The organism is Brevibacillus sp. FSL K6-2834 (genome assembly GCF_038592925.1).
GTDB lineage: Bacteria > Bacillota > Bacilli > Brevibacillales > Brevibacillaceae > Brevibacillus > Brevibacillus borstelensis.
Map to the genome: position 1 here is coordinate 3,206,529 of NZ_CP151945.1, position 17,279 is coordinate 3,223,807.

At 50.3% G+C, this 17,279-nt stretch carries 18 protein-coding genes; all 18 read right to left on the reverse strand.

Translation table 11 applies throughout. The features are described 5' to 3' along the window. Positions 1-120: 120 nt before the first annotated feature. Entirely contained in the window at positions 121-1,008 is an 888-nt protein-coding gene (gene tsf / locus NST96_RS15875; RefSeq protein WP_003385858.1) for a translation elongation factor Ts, read from the reverse strand. A gap of 95 nt (positions 1,009-1,103) precedes the next feature. After that, positions 1,104-1,811, reverse strand: a complete 708-nt coding sequence (gene rpsB / locus NST96_RS15880) for a 30S ribosomal protein S2 (protein WP_003385859.1) — start codon at positions 1,809-1,811, stop codon at positions 1,104-1,106. A gap of 193 nt (positions 1,812-2,004) precedes the next feature. Continuing rightward, entirely contained in the window at positions 2,005-2,670 is a 666-nt protein-coding gene (locus NST96_RS15885; protein ID WP_024983831.1) for a hypothetical protein, read from the reverse strand. Beyond that, entirely contained in the window at positions 2,663-3,163 is a 501-nt protein-coding gene (locus tag NST96_RS15890) for a hypothetical protein (RefSeq protein ID WP_003385861.1), read from the reverse strand. The genes NST96_RS15885 and NST96_RS15890 overlap by 8 nt, the downstream gene beginning before the upstream one ends. A gap of 43 nt (positions 3,164-3,206) precedes the next feature. Then, positions 3,207-3,551 (reverse strand): hypothetical protein, encoded by a 345-nt coding sequence (locus tag NST96_RS15895; protein ID WP_003385863.1) that lies wholly within the window; start codon positions 3,549-3,551, stop codon positions 3,207-3,209. Between the two features lie 32 nt (positions 3,552-3,583). Further along, positions 3,584-5,002: a FapA family protein gene (locus NST96_RS15900; RefSeq protein WP_003385864.1), complete on the reverse strand. Its 1,419-nt coding sequence runs from the start codon at positions 5,000-5,002 to the stop codon at positions 3,584-3,586. 72 nt (positions 5,003-5,074) lie between these two features. After that, on the reverse strand, positions 5,075-5,863 hold the full coding sequence (locus NST96_RS15905) for a FliA/WhiG family RNA polymerase sigma factor (RefSeq protein ID WP_003385865.1): 789 nt from the start codon (positions 5,861-5,863) through the stop codon (positions 5,075-5,077). 17 nt (positions 5,864-5,880) lie between these two features. After that, positions 5,881-6,252: a hypothetical protein gene (locus NST96_RS15910; RefSeq protein WP_003385866.1), complete on the reverse strand. Its 372-nt coding sequence runs from the start codon at positions 6,250-6,252 to the stop codon at positions 5,881-5,883. A 2-nt stretch (positions 6,253-6,254) separates the two neighbouring features. Continuing rightward, a complete protein-coding gene (locus NST96_RS15915; protein WP_003385867.1) occupies positions 6,255-6,740 on the reverse strand; it encodes a chemotaxis protein CheD in 486 nt (161 codons plus the stop codon). Continuing rightward, positions 6,727-7,353, reverse strand: coding sequence for a chemotaxis protein CheC (locus NST96_RS15920; RefSeq protein ID WP_003385868.1), 627 nt, complete (start codon positions 7,351-7,353; stop codon positions 6,727-6,729). Before NST96_RS15920 ends, NST96_RS15915 begins: the two co-directional genes overlap by 14 nt. A gap of 3 nt (positions 7,354-7,356) precedes the next feature. Further along, the gene (locus NST96_RS15925) at positions 7,357-7,833 is read right to left on the reverse strand and encodes a chemotaxis protein CheW (protein WP_003385869.1); all 477 of its coding nucleotides are present in this window, start codon (positions 7,831-7,833) and stop codon (positions 7,357-7,359) included. Between the two features lie 15 nt (positions 7,834-7,848). Further along, positions 7,849-9,909, reverse strand: coding sequence for a chemotaxis protein CheA (locus NST96_RS15930; protein WP_342404172.1), 2,061 nt, complete (start codon positions 9,907-9,909; stop codon positions 7,849-7,851). Between the two features lie 20 nt (positions 9,910-9,929). Then, positions 9,930-11,042: a chemotaxis response regulator protein-glutamate methylesterase gene (locus NST96_RS15935; protein ID WP_342404173.1), complete on the reverse strand. Its 1,113-nt coding sequence runs from the start codon at positions 11,040-11,042 to the stop codon at positions 9,930-9,932. Between the two features lie 32 nt (positions 11,043-11,074). Further along, on the reverse strand, positions 11,075-11,941 hold the full coding sequence (locus NST96_RS15940) for a MinD/ParA family protein (RefSeq protein ID WP_003385872.1): 867 nt from the start codon (positions 11,939-11,941) through the stop codon (positions 11,075-11,077). Between the two features lie 5 nt (positions 11,942-11,946). Further along, positions 11,947-13,335 (reverse strand): flagellar biosynthesis protein FlhF, encoded by a 1,389-nt coding sequence (gene flhF, locus NST96_RS15945; RefSeq protein ID WP_342404174.1) that lies wholly within the window; start codon positions 13,333-13,335, stop codon positions 11,947-11,949. Beyond that, positions 13,332-15,374 (reverse strand): flagellar biosynthesis protein FlhA, encoded by a 2,043-nt coding sequence (gene flhA, locus NST96_RS15950; protein ID WP_003385875.1) that lies wholly within the window; start codon positions 15,372-15,374, stop codon positions 13,332-13,334. The genes flhF and flhA overlap by 4 nt, the downstream gene beginning before the upstream one ends. 25 nt (positions 15,375-15,399) lie before the next feature. Next, complete coding sequence (gene flhB / locus NST96_RS15955) at positions 15,400-16,497, reverse strand: flagellar biosynthesis protein FlhB (protein ID WP_003385876.1); 1,098 nt, start codon at positions 16,495-16,497, stop codon at positions 15,400-15,402. Beyond that, the gene (gene fliR, locus NST96_RS15960) at positions 16,494-17,276 is read right to left on the reverse strand and encodes a flagellar biosynthetic protein FliR (protein WP_003385877.1); all 783 of its coding nucleotides are present in this window, start codon (positions 17,274-17,276) and stop codon (positions 16,494-16,496) included. The genes flhB and fliR overlap by 4 nt, the downstream gene beginning before the upstream one ends. Positions 17,277-17,279: the final 3 nt, after the last annotated feature.

Here is a 17,279-nt window from a genome sequence, read left to right on the forward strand (position 1 = left end):
ACCGGAATCCTCCCAGCTAGCCGAGCGACTTTTCCGATCACCGGGCAATACGTGCCTAGCGGCGATCCGCCTGCTCTTATAAAATAGGGAACACGCAGGTGTTCCCTATTTTTACGGTCATTACTGTTTATTAACTTGCGCCATTACTTCAGCGGCAAAGTCTTCTTGTTTTTTCTCGATGCCTTCGCCCACTTGATAACGGACAAAGCCCTTCAAAGTAGCGCCTTTTTCTTTCAGCAGAGCGGCAACTTTTTTGTCTGGATCTTTAACGAATGGCTGCTCAACCATTACGTACTCTTCAAAGTATTTGGAGAGGCGGCCTTCTACCATTTTTTCTACGATATTTGCCGGTTTGCCCTCAGCCAGAGCTTGGTTTTTCAGTACTTCGCGCTCGCGCTCGATCTCGTCTTGAGATACTTCCTCACGGTTGGCAAAACGCGGGTTGGATGCAGCTGCGTGCATACCCAGGTCTTTTGCCAGCGTTTCGTCTGTAGTTCCTTCGAGGACGACTACAACACCGATGCGGCCGCCCATGTGCAGGTAGCTGCCGAACACGCCGTTATCGGATTTCTCCAGGATGGAGAAGCGACGGAAGGAAATGTTTTCTCCGATGGTGGAGATTTTTTCGTTGATCATGTGGCCGAGAGTTTCTCCTTGGCCTTTGAACGGCTGCTCCAGAGCAGCTTCTACGCTCGCAGGACGTTGGGATACAACGTGCTCAGCGATGTCCTTCACCAGCTCTTGGAACTCAGGGTTTTTCGCTACGAAGTCTGTTTCACAGTTTACTTCCACGATTGCCGCAACGTTGCCGGCTACAGCGCAGGAAGTCAAGCCTTCTGCTGCGATGCGGCCCGCTTTTTTCGCAGCCTTCGCGATTCCGCGTTCACGGAGAAGGTCAATCGCTTTTTCCATGTCACCGTTCGTTTCTTCGAGAGCGCGTTTGCAGTCCATCATCCCTGCGCCTGTACGCTCGCGCAGTTCTTTCACCGCTTGTGCACTGATTGCCATATCGTAGAACCTCCTTGGGAAAGTCGAATCTAAGTATAGGTGTTAAAAAGGGTGGACGGGGTTCTGAAACCCTCAGTCCACCCTCATACACTTGCTTACGCAGTTGTTGTAGCTTGTTCGCCGCCTTGGTTGCCTTCAACCAGAGCGTCAGCCATTTTGGAAGTCAGCAGCTTAACAGCGCGGATGGCATCGTCGTTACCTGGGATCACGTAGTCGATTTCATCCGGATCGCAGTTAGTATCTACAATCGCAACGATTGGGATACCCAATTTGCGAGCTTCTGCTACTGCGATGCGCTCTTTGCGCGGATCGATTACGAACAGCGCGTCTGGCAGTTCTTCCATGTGAGCGATACCGCCCAGGAATTTTTCCAAACGCTCTTTTTCCTTGCGAAGAACGATAACTTCTTTCTTCGGCAGAACTGCGAAAGTACCGTCTTCTTCCATACGGTTCAGCTCAGCAAGGCGAGCAGTACGTTTTTTAATCGTAGAGAAGTTCGTCAGCGTACCACCCAGCCAGCGTTGGTTGATGTAGTAGTGGCCTGTACGGATTGCTTCTTCTTTTACGGATTCTTGTGCTTGTTTCTTCGTTCCAACGAAGAGCACTTTTCCGCCGTTTTGAGCGAGTTCACGTACAAAGTTGTACGCTTCCTCAACTTTTTTCACGGTTTTTTGCAGGTCAATAATGTAGATGCCGTTACGTTCGGTGAAGATATAGCGTGCCATTTTCGGGTTCCAGCGGCGAGTTTGGTGACCGAAGTGTACACCAGCCTCGAGGAGCTGTTTCATCGAAATCACTGCCATATTTTCACACCTCCTTAAAAAATGGTTTTTTTGTGCTTACCTCCGCCTCACCGCATTTTCCAAACAAAACTGCCAATCTGGCAGCACCATTGCCGGAATTGGTGGACGTGCGAATTCAACACCGTTAATGAATATATCATATGACCTAAACGATTGCAAGAAACCAATCCCATTTCCCGCAAAAAAAATCGCCTCACTTTTTCGGAGGCGTCGCGATGATGGACACGATGTCAGCTTCGCTTGCCCCGAGGGGAATCTGATACGTGCCGACACGTATGCGATTGAGTTTGTTCTGCTTTTTCAACGTTTCTACAAACTGGTTGTCGGGTTCCAAAATCCCAGCGTCCACCAATGTGCGCTCGACACTTTCCGCCGTCGCTTTATATGGAATCTGGATCGTCTTCGTCTCTTTTGGCAAGGGCTCTGTCGGCACGGACACCTGAGAACTATCCGCCGGAACAGGCTGCTGCGGCTTGCTTGGATCAGCGGTTTCGGCAGTGGGCATGACCGAGGTCTCGCTTTTTGGTTCCTTTGCTCTCACCGGCGCTTGCGGCAGTGCTGCTTCGGGTTTCTCAGGCTTTCCCGCTTGCGGCTGATCCGGTGTCGATGAAACAGGGGCAGAAGGCTTCTTTGGCGGGGTTGGCAGCGGTTGGAGCTCAATCTTTTTTTCTTGTTGCAGCTGATTGAACTCTTCCTTAGAAAGAACGACCAGTTGCAGCTCTTCTGCAGCTGTCTCCAGCTGTTCCTTCGTCAAGGACTGGTGGGTTCCCGGGGCTTCCTTTTGTGTTGTAATTCCCAAAATCGATGCTGCCACGAGGAGACCGGCCCCGAATCCAAAAAAGATATCGCGCTTATTCATTGGCCGCTCCTGCCTCCCGTGGCTTGGCCAATGACAAGATCAAATCGATCTCTCCTCTGCCTGCCCCCAGCCTTTTTGCAATCTCGTCAGGCCCCAGTCCTTCTTGCATCAATTCGAATACGCGCCGATAGCGCTCACGCATGGAAAGCACATCCGCCGCCTCTCCGGAGGACTCCTGCTGGTCTGGACTTGCCGGCTGCCGACGGGCGGTACGCAGTTCAGCCAATTCCCGCTCCACTTTGTCCAGTCGCCCTTTCGCATCAGCCAGTTCTTTCTTGAGTTGTGCATTCGACTTGTAGAACGCTTCACTCTCAGCTTCTTTCTCTTGCTTGATTTGCAGGACAAAACGCTGGAGCGTTGCCTCCACTTCCTCTATATTCAGTTGTGGAGCGGCTGGCATGCGATCCCTTTTTGAACGTCTGGAAGAAAACAGCAGGGCCAGCACCATGATTGCCACCCCTGCCCCTGCCAAAATATAATAAGACCCATTCATTGTAGTCACCTATACTTCCTTCATTTTCTTCTTGATGGTAAGGTTACAAGGATATGTCGATGTAACGTCCGCGAAGAGGGTCGCGCATCGCCACTTCCCCAGATGCGGTGCCGCCATTTCCGGGAGATTGTGCCGCCTGTTTTGTAGAGGCTTCCAACGCCGACTCCTTGCTGCCCTGCTGGTCTTGTCGCTCTTTATCCCTCAGCTGGTTTTTATCTGTCTCGTTGACCTCTGCTGCACGCTGACTTTTTTGTTGGTCTATCCCTTTCTGCTCTTGTTGCAGGAGATGCTGCTCGTTGGTTAGCCGATGCTGGTATTGTTCCTGAATGCGCCCAACCTCAGTGGTTCGCGGCAGTGCCACCTGTAACTCAACCGTTTTGAGACTCATCAGGGCCATCTCCTTTTTCCGTATCGCTATGCTCAGACGAGAGTGGAAGTCGTGATCTCTCCGTTAACGACGAGAAAGCGGGTACGTGCAAACTCCTGCTTGATAAACCGGACCAGTTTGCCAAATACCATTTTAATGCCAGGATACATCGTGTAATACACATCAATGGCGGCTGGTGAATCTCCCTCCAGCTCCGCTTCCACTTCTTTTTTGCGAGCTTCGAGCTGTTTTCCTTCTTTCTCCAGAATCAGCCTTGTATTGGCCAGCTTGATTTGCATGGTCTTCTTTTCCGGAGAAAGCTCGCCATTTACCTGCAGGAGCTGGTTTAGTACGCCCAGCCCTTGATCCGTTTTGCGCAAATTTTCATACACAATTTGCAGTTCTTTATTGATCGATGCCAATTCCAGACGCAGCTCCGGCTTGACGCCAACCTCCAGAACCGTAGGCGTTGCACTCGTATTGCCTATCACACGAGCCGTTATTTTTTCTCCAGCTTGAAGCGTGCCGCCAATAATGATTCCTTTTGGACCATTACAAATAATTTGCTTTCCCGCCCGCACCTGGGAGAACATGATGCTCTGCGAAACCAGGACTTGATTGCCTGCCGTAACATTTGCATTTTGAATAAATGACGTCTTCACGTTGTTGCCGGCGATTACTTGTCCTTTGTCTTGAGCGACAATACCACTCTTGATCTCAACCGAACCTCCGGCTTCCAATTCGGCGCCCTCGACACTTCCGAGGACGCGAATATCCCCTGATGCCTTCACCCGAAAGCCAGTCGGAATGTTACCGCGAATGACCACCGTTCCCACAAAATCGATGTTCCCGACGCTAAAATCGACATCACCATTGACTTCGAACACAGGAAATACATTCACTTTATGATTGTCCGTAAAGGAAACCTGACCGTCTATCGCTGAATACAGCATCGTTTTCTCTGCATTCAACACCACATTTTTGCCGAGCTTCAGCACAGCTTCCTTGCCGGCTTTAGGAACGATGGGCTCTCCGGTAACCGCAATACCCGCTATTCCGGGCACTGGGGGTGTTTTCCGCGCCAACAGCTGCCCTTTAGCCACATTGGGAATGTTCGTAATGCTGTAATAGTCAACCCGTCCGTCTTCCAGCTCTTTTGGCCGTTTTTCGTCTTGATTTTTTTCAAGAAAGGTGTACTCGATCTCGCCATCCTTCCCGGCAACAGGAGCAGTTCCGTTCGCGATCGTAACGTACGTGTTCACAAATTTTGCCGGGTTGCTGCACAGTTCTTGGACGACCTGATCAAGAATTCCATGTGTAATTTTTTGTTGTCGCAATACTTCACGCACTTCTGTCTCCGTTATGCGAAGCTGCGATCCTAGCTCCTGGTCGGCAATCACCAACATGATCCCGGCTTCCAGTTTGTCCTGAGAGATTTTGACTTCGAGCTTGTAGTTTCCTATCGCTTCCATCTTTCTACCCCTCTCAAACCATGGGCCCTCTTCTCCCATTTTCTGTATCTTCTATTTGTAGCTATTTATCTTTTAGACAAGCTGAGACTTCCATCTGGCAAGTGCGGAACGCAAACGAAATATCGCCTTGGAATGAAGCTGCGAGATACGCGAGGGTGACAAGCTCATCACATCTGCAATTTCCGACAAGGTCAGCTCCTCAAAGTAAAACAAGGAAACGACAAGACGCTCTTTTTCCGGCAGCTTGTCGATGACGGCGGTCAACACTTCTTTCAGGCCTGCCAATTCAGCCACCTGATCGGGACGCGGTGTCACTTCATCGACGATGTAGGAATGCCTTGCTGTCTTTTGCTCCTCTTCTTCCCCCACAGCTTCATCTATAGAAATCATCGTGGCGAGTGAAGTTTCATAAAAGACCTGCTGCAAGTCTTTCTCCGAAATGCCGAGGTAAGAAGAAACCTCGGAGTCAGTCGGCGCTCGCAGTTGCTTTTGCTCCAAGAGCGTATACGCCTCTTCGATCTTCTTTGCCTTGTCTCGAACCGTCCTGGGGATCCAATCGTTCTCCCTCAAACCATCGATCATGGCACCGCGAATCCGCCACATCGCATACGTCTCAAACTGAAGCCCGCGGGTATGATCAAACTTGGCCAACGCGTCCAACAAACCAAAGCGGCCATAGCTGATCAGATCATCTTTGTCCACATTATTCGGAAGGTTGATCGCAAGCCTGTTGGCTACCTTGTCCACTAACGGGAGATACTGTGTGACCAGATCCACCTCCGCGTCCCGGCTGCCTTCTTCTTTCCACAATACCCATTTGTCAAACTGCCTTGCTTTTTCTTGATTGGTTAGCCGTGCCACGATTTCGTCACCAACCTTTACTCATCAGTTAAACGCCTCACAACATCTGCAACGGTGGTGGGATCATGCGCCAGAGGAGCGCTCCCCATTTGGTCCAGAGACAGCGGTATAAATTCACCGTCTCCCTGGGGATCATCCGGCTCTCCGGAAGCCGAGGGGACGCCCCCCTCGGCAGCTTCTGCCGGAACCATGGTCTCAGGGGCTTGGAAAGAGCCCATGATTTTAGCAACGAGCCAACGTATCGGGAAAGCTGCAAGAAAAAAAAGGATAAATGCATAACCGGCGCGTTCCAAAGAAACCAGCCAGACGTTTCCGGCCAAAGCCGTAAAAAACGTAATGACAGAAGCAAGTGCTCCGAACCCTGTATTCACCCACATCGTACCCAGCATACCTATACTTCCTTCACACCTTGATTGACGGTTCGAATTTGCAGAAGACCCGTAGCCGCATCAAACTCGATGGTCCTCCCGCAATTTCCTCCTGTATCCTCGGCAACTACTTTTATCTTTGCCTGCTGCAGTGCCATTTTGCACGCCTCTACATTTCGCGGTCCGATCCTCATCGAGTCACTCTTTCCGAGGAATGCAAACATCTGAGCTCCGCCGGCCAGCTTTGCCACCATGTTGGTCGTCGATGCTCCAGCCAGCTTCATGTCCTGAATGAGACGGGGGATAGCGGTATCGGCGTATTTCCCGATCGCGATCTCCCCGCCTTTTCCGAGAGAGGACTCAGGCAGCATGACATGGGCCATCCCGGCAACTTTATGTACAGAATCATACAGGACGACTCCCACACATGAACCTAACCCTGTAGTCCGTAATCGGTCAGGAGATTTTGCAACTCCGAGGTCCGCCATCCCAATTTTAATAATCTCCATCGAACGGTACTCCTAATGATCGAAATAATGTCTTTAAGGATTCGGGATCAGGGATCAGAAAAAAGTGACCTTGGACTTGTTCATTGCCTTCAAAGAAAGCCGTATCGATAGTGAGCGCGAAGTCCCCTGCTTGTCCCAGCTCCAAAAGTCCGTAGCTGAGAATGGCCCCCGCCATATCGATCGCCAGAGCCGGTACGGATGGCTGCAGATTCAAATTCGTAAAATCAGCCAGCGAAGACAAGTAGGAACCGGTGAGGATGTTGCCGATTTCATGAAGAGCGGAAGCCTCGTACTCTGTCCATTCTTCTACATCCTTTACTTCGCCGATAATCTGCTGCAGAACGTGCCGAGCGGAAGCCATATCCAGGATGAAAAACATGTTGCCCGGACAATCTCCCTCAACCCGAAGAAAGACAGTAACAACGACCGCCTCTGGACCTCCGACGCAGTCCGCTACTTCGTCAAAGGGAATAATTTTTACCTGCGGCACCTTCATGTCGATTTCTTTTTGTATCAGTTTGGAAAGTGCAGTAGCCGCGTTGCCAGCGCCAATGTTCCCTACTTCCCGAAGTACGTCAAATTGAAAATCGCCAAACTTTGTAAAGTATTCCATCCCTTATCCCTCAAAGGAGTCAAGTTGTTTGATTTCCTCGTTGCTCAACACCTTATCCAGATTCAACAGGATCAGCAGGCGTTTTTCCAGCTTGGCCACTCCGCGCAGGTAGGCGGCCTCCACTCCTCCGACAACCTCCGGCGGCGGTTCGATCGCGTTCACCGGTATATCGATCACATCATTAGCCGCGTCTACGATCAGGCCTACTTCCAGTTCACCAACCGCCACAATAATAATCCGCGTCGATTCGGTATACGCTGTCTCTTCCAGACTGAAGCGATTGCGCAGGTCGATAATCGGCGTTACAACTCCGCGCAGGTTGATTACCCCTTTGACAAATGCCGGAGTTCGCGGAACGCGGGTAATATGCTCCAATTTCTCAATCGATTTGACCTGATTTACATCAACTCCGTATTCTTCGTCTTTCAAGCGAAATACGATGACTTTTACTTCTCCGATGATTTCCTTTTGCTCGAGCATACGGCTGCCCTCCTCTTACTTAATCAGTGCGTTGCAGTCGATAATCAGCGCTACTTGTCCGTCTCCCAGGATCGTTGCCCCAGAAATGGCGAACACGTTTACCAGGTACTTGCCGAGTGACTTCAGGACGATTTCTTGCTGGCCAATAAATGAATCGACGACAAGTCCGGCCATTTTTTCACCCTTGCGGACGATTACGACTGCTACTTCGTCATCTTTGTCCGCTCCGTTATCCGGAATCTGGAAGATTTCCTGCAACGAAACGAGAGGAACCACTCTTCCGCGGAAATCAATGACTTTCTGGCGATGCGCCATCATGATTTGATCTTTGCGGAATACCGCTGTTTCAATGATAGAACTGAGTGGAACAGCGTATTTCTCGTTTTGAACCTGAACGAGCATGGCCGAGATGATCGAGAGCGTGAGCGGAAGCTGGATCAGGAATGTCGTTCCCTGTCCACGAACAGAGTCGACGCTTACGTTTCCGCCCAGGGACTCAATCTTCGTTTTCACTACGTCGAGCCCGACTCCTCGTCCCGAGATGTCCGAAATGACCTCAGCGGTACTAAAGCCTGACGAGAACAGCAGTTCAAAGATTTGCCTGTCGCTCAAGGAATCTGCGTTAGCCGGATTTACGATGCCCCGTTCAATCGCTTTCTTCAGAACTTTATCTTTGTTAATGCCGGCACCGTCATCTTTTACTTCGATAAACACATGGTTTCCGCTATGGAAGGCACGAAGCTGAATCGTTCCTTCCTCCGGCTTGCCAGCCTGCTTTCGTTGGGCTGGAGATTCCACACCGTGATCGAGCGAATTTCGCAGGAGGTGAACAAGCGGATCGCCAATTTCATCGATGACCGTCCGATCAAGCTCTGTTTCCGCGCCATATATCTCCAGATTTACTTTTTTGTTTAAATCTTTTGCCAGGTCGCGAATCATCCGAGGGAAACGGTTGAATACTTGCTCGACCGGAACCATGCGCATCGTCAGAATGATGTTTTGCAAATCGCCACTGATGCGGCTCATATGCTCAACGGTTTCCTGCAACTCGCTCTTGCCGAGTTCGCGGGCCAGCTGCTCCAAACGCCCACGGTCGATAACCAGCTCACTAAACAGGTTCATCAGGACGTCCAATCTCTCGATGTCTACGCGGATCGTTTTTCCGCCCGCCGTCACTTTTTTCACGGCCGTGTTGTTCTGTGCGGGTCCTTCGGCTTTTTTGACTTCTGCAGGCGCAGCGGCTGCAGCAGCTACCTGCTGCTCTGCTTGCTTGGCTTGCTTTCCTGCTTCCTTCATTTCAACCGGTTCTACGAGCACTTCCTCAATTTCCGAAATATTACCGATTGCTTTTTTCACTTTCTCCAAAGGTTCCATCGTGACAAAGACTACTTCGAAGGAAAGATCAAAGCGCTCGTTTTCCAAATCCTCTACCGCAGGTGTCGATTTGATCACTTCCCCCATCGACTCCAGCTGGTCAAAAACCATATACGCACGGGCTGCTTTCAACAGGCAGTTCTCCTGCAAGGTTACTTTGATCCAGAACAGGTTGTTGCCCGCTTCCTTCGATTGCTTCAAAACCGTAAGAGAAAACTCGTCCAGATCGTACTCGCGGTTGCCGTCTTCGGAGCCGCCAGCAGCGACTTGCTCGACTGACGCAGTTGCTTCCTGGGCTGCCACATTCGCAATGGCAGAAAAATCCCCCGATACGATTGCCCGCAGTTTAGCAACTGGCTGTGACACGTCTGCCGAGCCGTCTCCGCCTTCCATAATATTCATGACCATGCCTTCAATCAGGTCAACGCTTTGGAAAATCACATCCATAATATCGCTGTTGATTTTCAGCTTGTCATTTCGGATTAAATCCAGCACATTTTCCGCTTCATGGGTCAGACTCGCCATATCCTCAAAACCCATTGTCGCCGACATACCTTTTAGCGTATGCGCGGAACGGAATATTTCGTTGACGATCTGAGTGCTTTCCGGATCATTCTCCAAAACGAGCAAGTTCGCATTGATCGCTTGCAGGTGCTCCTTTGACTCTTCAATAAACATGTCCAAATATTGATTCATGTCCATGGGTGTTCCACCTCCCAAAATCAGTGCAGCAGCTTGCAGAGTGTTTCTGCAATTTTGTGTAATGGCACGACATGATCAGCGAGGCCTGCCTGGATGGCCGCACGCGGCATCCCGAACACGACACATGTCGATTCATCCTCGATAATACTCGTTACAGGACCTATTTCCTTCATTTTGATCAGGCCCTTCTTCCCATCATTTCCCATGCCTGTCATGATAATTGCCCATTTGTCTACTTTTGTCAATCGGCTGACAGACTCAAAAAGGATGTCGACAGAAGGACGGTGACCACCTCGGGGCTCTTCCTGATGCAGTTTGGCCTGCAGTCTTCCGTTCGTTTGTACAACTTCAAAATGATAGCCGCCAGGTGCGATGTACGCGGTTCCGGGCTCCAACCATTCTCCGTCTGTTACCTCTGTTACGCGGATCGCACAGAGAGAGTCCAGACGCTGTGCCAGCGATTTTGTAAAACCGGCTGGCATATGCTGCACGATTGCTATCGGAGCAGGGAGCTGACTGGGCAATGCTGTCAGAACAGTTTGCAGTGCTTTGGGGCCTCCGGTTGAAGTTCCCAGCACCACAAGCTTGGCCGAACCGGATGCAGCTCTGTTTACAGGCATTTCAGTCGATGCCTGCCGGGGTGCAAGCACAATGTCTTCCGTGGCCTTGGCTGCGAACAGGAACGGGGAAGCAGTACTCTCTGCATGAAGCTTAAACTTATTCGTTCTTTTCTTGGCTTGAGAGGCAGCTTTCACTCTCTCGATCAGACGATCGCCGACTTTGTGAATATCAAGTGAAATCGGCCCGGATGGCTTTGCAACAAAATCGATGGCTCCGAGCTCAAGCGCTCGAATCGTTGCTTCTGCGCCCTCTCTGGTCAAGCTGCTCAACATCACTACAGGAACAGGACTTTGCTTCATTAGCTGTTCCAAAGCTTCCAAGCCATTCATGATCGGCATTTCGATATCCAGCGTGATTACATCAGGCTTCAGCTTGGCAGCCTTCTCCACGCATTCAAGTCCGTTCTTCGCACGATCAATTACTTCGATTTCAGGGTCGCTTTGCAGGATGTCAGAAATAACCTTACGCATGAATGCCGAATCATCTGTGACGAGAACACGAATAGTACTCATCCGCCATCGCTCCCTTCCGAAGTCTAGTTGTATTATGGGATGAAGCCCTTCAGCTTCTTAAAGAAACCTTTTAAACCTCCTGGTGAACCGGAACCCGCTGCTCCAGCGCTCCCGAGATATGCAGCTACCAGATTTCTGATGCTTTTGGAAGCTTGCGATTGCGGAAAGGCAAGGAAATACGGACGCTGCTGTTTTACAGCCTTTGTGACATGATCGTCATCCATGACATAGCCGAGCTTGCTTATCTCCATATCCAGAAATCGTTTGGCTACCATGCTCAATTTGTCCGCAGTGGCTTGTCCTTCACGATCCGACGTTGCCCGGTTAATGACAAGGCGTACCTTCGTCTGAGGATTGCGGGAGTGAATCATTTTAATTACAGCATACGCATCCGTAATAGCCGGCGGCTCTGGCGTCGTGACCAAAATCACTTCATCCGAAGACAGCATGAATCGCAAAGACTCCTGAGAGATGCCCGCCCCGGTGTCAAAAATAATCGTATCGGCGTAGCCGTGAAGCGGTTCCAGCTTTTGAAACAGGATATCCAGCTTGTGGTTGTCGAGCTGAAGAATTTGGGTAAACCCTGAACCTCCCGCGATAAATTCCAAATTTCCGGGTCCTGTCTCCATGATGTCCCAGACTGTTGCCTCTTGATCGATCAAATGCAGCAGGTGACGCTTTGGCGTAATTCCCATCAGTACATCCAGGTTTGCAAGTCCCAAATCGACATCAAACAGGATAGCCTTGTGCCCTTTTTCGCGCAAGCCAAGTGCGAAATTCAGGCTGAAGTTGGATTTCCCTACTCCCCCTTTGCCGCTCGTCACCGTAACCAACCGCGTCTGCCGGGAGGACGAATTCTGCTGCATTCGCTCACGAAGTCGTTTTGCTTGGTCATGCATACGATTCATTCCCCCATTATCATGTTAGCTATCAGTCGGGGGGTCGCCACGATAATATCGTCCGGGACATTTTGGCCCGTAGTCACATAAGAAATCGAGAGCTCCGTCTCAAACGCTACGTTTAGCATGGCCCCATAGGCATCCGTTTCGTCCGCCTTTGTAAAAATGACCCGGGAAACCGGAACATCGTCAAAATTGCGGATGATCGTCTTCATGTCGCTGTATTTGGACGTGAGACTCAGTACCAAAAAGTTTAGACTGTTTTGATCTGCCACCACCAAATCGCGAATCCCTTGCACATACTCGTCATTTCGGTAGTTTCTTCCCGCTGTGTCGACAAAGATCAGATCACACCCGCTTAATCGCTCCATCGCTTGCGGAATCTCTTTCGGAGAAAAAACCACTTCAAACGGTACATTCAATATGTTTGCGTACGTCTTCAGTTGTTCAACGGCCGCAATCCGATATGTGTCTGCCGTAATAAAGCCGACTTTCCGCTTTTCCTTTAACATGCAGGCTGCCGCCAATTTTGCGATGGTCGTCGTCTTTCCCACGCCAGTCGGTCCAAAGAAGAAAGCATACCGTACGTCTTTTTCGATGCAAGATGGCCGTTTCACGGCTTTTTCGAGACGCTTGGCGATCAATTCCTCCGCTACCTGCGAGGCCTTGGCATCATCCCAATCAGTCTCGCACTCCAGAATGACTTGCTGAATAACCTGCGCTGCAGCCTCCTCAGTTACCTCTTGCTGCCTCAATCGGCTTCTCACCGCTTGAACCGGCTGGGGCAATTGCTGTGTCATATCATTGGTCAACAGCTTTTCAAACATCTGCCGCATGCTGCGGACCTCAAGTGCGATCTGATCGCTCTGCTCACTCGCCGACGGGGGCGAGTCGGTTTTCGAGTTCCGGGGTTGGATCGGTTCTTTCATTGGTTCTTTCATCAATTCTTTTATCGGTTCTTTTTCTGGGTGGTGCTCTTTCAGAAGATTGTCTGATCCGTGACGTTCCGCCTCCACCCTCTGCTCACGTGTATCCTGCTTGCCGAAGAGGACTGGTGCAGCGTCTTCCGACAGCGGCTGGCTCCCAATGCCCTGGCTTTTGGTCTGGGAGCTTGCCGCAATAGACTGATAGGCTCGCTGGGCAGTGCTCGTGCCGGTCGTTACAGGTCTGGCGGGAACGGTCCGCTGTCTGGCCGCAGCCGAGCTTTTTTGCTTTTCGGATTCTTTGTCGTCGACAGCCGCGACCACCTCAATTTGCTGCTTTCCAAAAAAACCGAGAAAGCCTCCCGTCTTGATTGCTTTGGAATTGAGAATGATGGCTTCAGACCCTAGATCAACACGAATTTTGTCAAGTGCTTCCGGCATGGAATCGACTATGTATCGTTTTACTCTCACGAAATGTTCACCATCCCTACACTTTGCACTTCAACATGTGGCTCCAGCTCGCTGTACGACAGAACAGGAACATCCGGCATCATCCGCTCCATGAGCTGACGCAGATACATGCGGACGGCAGGCGATGAGAGAATGATCGGCTGCTGTCCCGAATTGACCATTCTGCTAACCTCCGCTGACATATTCTGATAAATGCGCTGTGATGTTTCCGGATCGATAGCCAGGTAGCTGCCCTGCTCAGTCTGCTCTACGTGCTCGGAAATCGTCTTTTCTAATCCTGGTCCGGCGGTGATGACGCGGAGCGGCTGTCCCGGCTCCGTATATTGCAGGGTGATCTGGCGCGACATCGCCTGACGCACGTATTCGGTCAACACTTCCGGATCTTTTGTGTACATCGCATGATCAGCCAATGCTTCCAAAATGACTGTCAGGTTGCGAATCGAGACTTTTTCACGCAGAAGCTTTTGCAGCACCTTCTGCACTTCGCCGATCGACAGAGAGCCTGGAATCAGCTCATCGACGAGAACCGGTGCCACCTCTCTAACATTGTCAATCAGTGCCCGCGTCTCTTGACGTCCAAGCAATTCATGAGCATGACGCTTGATCACTTCGGTCAAATGAGTGGCGACAACAGATGGAGGGTCCACAACCGTATATCCGGAAAGTTCAGCAATCTCCTTATTTTCTTCTGTTACCCATAAAGCGGGAAGACCAAACGCAGGTTCAACGGTTTCGATCCCGACGACCGAATCATCGTCAAAGCCCGGGCTCATGGCGAGATAATGATCGAGCAGGATTTCTCCCGTCGCAATCTGATTCCCCTTGATTTTGATCACATATTCATTCGGGCGAAGCTGGATGTTATCCCGGATGCGGATGACCGGCACGACAATGCCAAGTTCCAAGGCAACCTGGCGTCGAATCATAATGACGCGATCGAGCAGATCACCACCCTGCTTGCTGTCCGCAAGCGGAATGAGTCCATAGCCAAATTCAAATTCGATCGGATCGACCTGAAGCAGGTTGACGACGCTTTCTGGACTGCGCACTTCTTCCAGCTGCTGATCTTCTTCTTGTTGAGCCGTCTCTTCCCAGGCCACCTTTTGCTTCCGCGTCATTTTCCATCCGGCAAAAGCGAGCAAGCCGGAAATCGGAACAACAGGCACCAGACCAATGGGCGTGAGCAAGCCAAGCAGGAATATTCCACCGGCCACGATAAACAGCAGGCGCGGGTAGCTGAATAGCTGATTGGCGATATCTTCGCCCAGTCCGTCTCCAGACGTTGCGCGCGTTACGATGATACCGGTCGCAGTCGAAATGAGCAGCGCCGGGATTTGGCTGACAAGCGCGTCACCTACGGACATCGTTGTAAATTTAGAAGCGGACTCGGCAAAGCTCATGTCATGAATCACCATGCCGATGATAAATCCGCCGATAATATTCACGATAAAGATGATAATACCGGCGATGGCGTCCCCTTTCACAAACTTGCTGGCACCATCCATCGCGCCGTAGAAATCCGCCTCGTCTTCGATTTTTTTCCGACGGGCCCGAGCTTCTGTATCGGTAATCATCCCGGCATTCAAGTCCGCATCAATACTCATTTGTTTCCCTGGCATTGCATCCAGGGTAAAGCGTGCTGCAACCTCGGCAACGCGCTCCGAGCCTTTTGTAATCACGATAAACTGAATAATGACAAGGATCAGGAAAACAACAAAACCTACGACCTGATTGCCGCCTACGACGAAGCTGCCGAACGCTTCAATAACTTTTCCGCCCTCGGCATGCGAAAGAATGTTTCGCGTCGTCGAGACGTTCAAAGCCAGTCGAAAGAGTGTCGTAATCAGCAGGACTGTAGGAAAGATGGAGAACTGCAATGTCTCCCGCGTGTACATAGACACTAGCAAAATCGTCAAGGCAAGGGAGATGTTCAATATGAGAAGCAGATCCAACAACTCGGAAGGCAGTGGGATCACCATCATGACAACGATACTAATGACAAACAAGACCGTACCTAGCTCTTTCATCTTTAATCCCACCGTTAGTCCTCCTCTCTTCTTTGTTTTACTTCACTTTCCCTTGCAGTTTGTATACATAGGCGAGAACCTCGGCAACCGCTTTAAACAATTCTTCAGGTATCGGCTGACCAATCTCCACCTGGCTATGTAGAGCCCTGGCAAGAGGCTTGTTTTCCATCGTTACAATACGGTGTTTCTTTGCAATTTCCTTAATCTTCAATGCCATGTAGTCTTGCCCTTTGGCAATCACTGTCGGCGCGTGCATCTCATTGCTGTCGTAGCGGATCGCAACCGCAAAGTGAGTCGGGTTGGTAATCACTACATCGGCTTTCGGCAGCTCCTGCATCATGCGCCGCATTGCCATGCTGCGCTGACGCTCACGAATCTTCCCTCTAATGAGGGGATCACCATCTGATTGTTTGTATTCGTCTTTAATATCCTGTTTGGACATTCGCAGATTTTTTTCGTACTCATATCGTTGATACAAGTAATCCAAAATAGCCAAGATGAGAAGCAACAGCCCGATTAGCAGTCCCAGTTTGGAAGCTTCCGCTGCAGCAAAGGAGAGCGTCGCTTCCAGCGGTTGCATGGAGAGCTTGATTAATTCATCTCGCACATCCCACAAGATCATGTAGGCAACCAGTATGCCTGTACTGATTTTTAAAAGCGATTTGGCCAGCTCCACCAATGAACGGAGGCTGAACATTCGTTTGGCCCCCTTGATAGGGTCCAATTTTTCCAGTTTGAACTGAATCGTCTCTGTCGTAAACAGCCACCCCACCTGGGCGTAGTTTGCAAAGAGGGCAACTAAAAAAACAGCGGCGAGCACTGGCCCGGCAATCTTGACTGCTTCCCAGGCAACCTTCCGGATAATGATTGCCAGGTTTTCTTCATTTACTTGCCACGTCGCAAAGGTGATCAGGGACTCTCTCATCAGGTTTTCAAAGGAATGAAACATAGTTGCACCAAAAGCGACGAGCATGAGAAACGCTGCCATCAGGCTAAGCGCCGGAGACAAGTCGGCGCTTTTCACCACTTGCCCTTTTTTACGGGCATCCTGTTTCTTTTTGGGAGTTGCCTTTTCTGTCTTCTCTCCGCTGAAGTATTGGAGGTCGACAGGGTACAAAAAAGTTATTCGGTTCATCCTGTTCCTCCGAGCAGCTTCATCATCTCCGCTAACGATCGAAACATTTTTTCGAACAAACTGCTTAACGTCAGGAGAAATGCAGGCATCACTACGATTAACAGAAGAAAGCCTGCCAGCAGTTTGATCGGAAATCCAACAACAAAAATATTAAATTGCGGGACTGATTTGGCGATAATACCAAGAGAAAGGTCTACCAGAAACAATGAAACGATTATCGGCGTAGCAATCAGAAAGGCGCTTAGAAACATTTCCCGAAATACTTTTACCGCCAGCCACATGACCTGTTCGCTGCCCAAAGCAGCCCATACGGCATCGATTGGAATGGCTTGATAGCTTTTGATGATTCCGCGAATGAGCATATGATGTCCATTCATGCTCAGAAAGTATAGCATCGCCAAAACGTTTTTGAATTGGCCCGTAAGCGGAACGTACGCACCGGTCCGCGGATCGATGACGTTGGCCATAGCCAGCCCCATTTGCATATCCATGATCCCGCCCGCAACCTGGACAGTGACATACATCAACTCGCAAATATAGCCCAATATGACGCCGACCAATGCCTCTTTGATGACGTAAAGGATAAATGTCAAATCCATCGGGATTGCCCCTTGAACCGGGACAGAACCAAAACTGATGACCGCCATAAACAAAGCCAAACCGATCTTAAACTGATTCGGCACGCCTTTCATCGAGAAAAACGGAGCCGATACGAAGAAAGCGGTCAGGCGGACAAATACAAGCAACAACACAGGTAGGTGAACCAAGAAGGCTGTCATTGG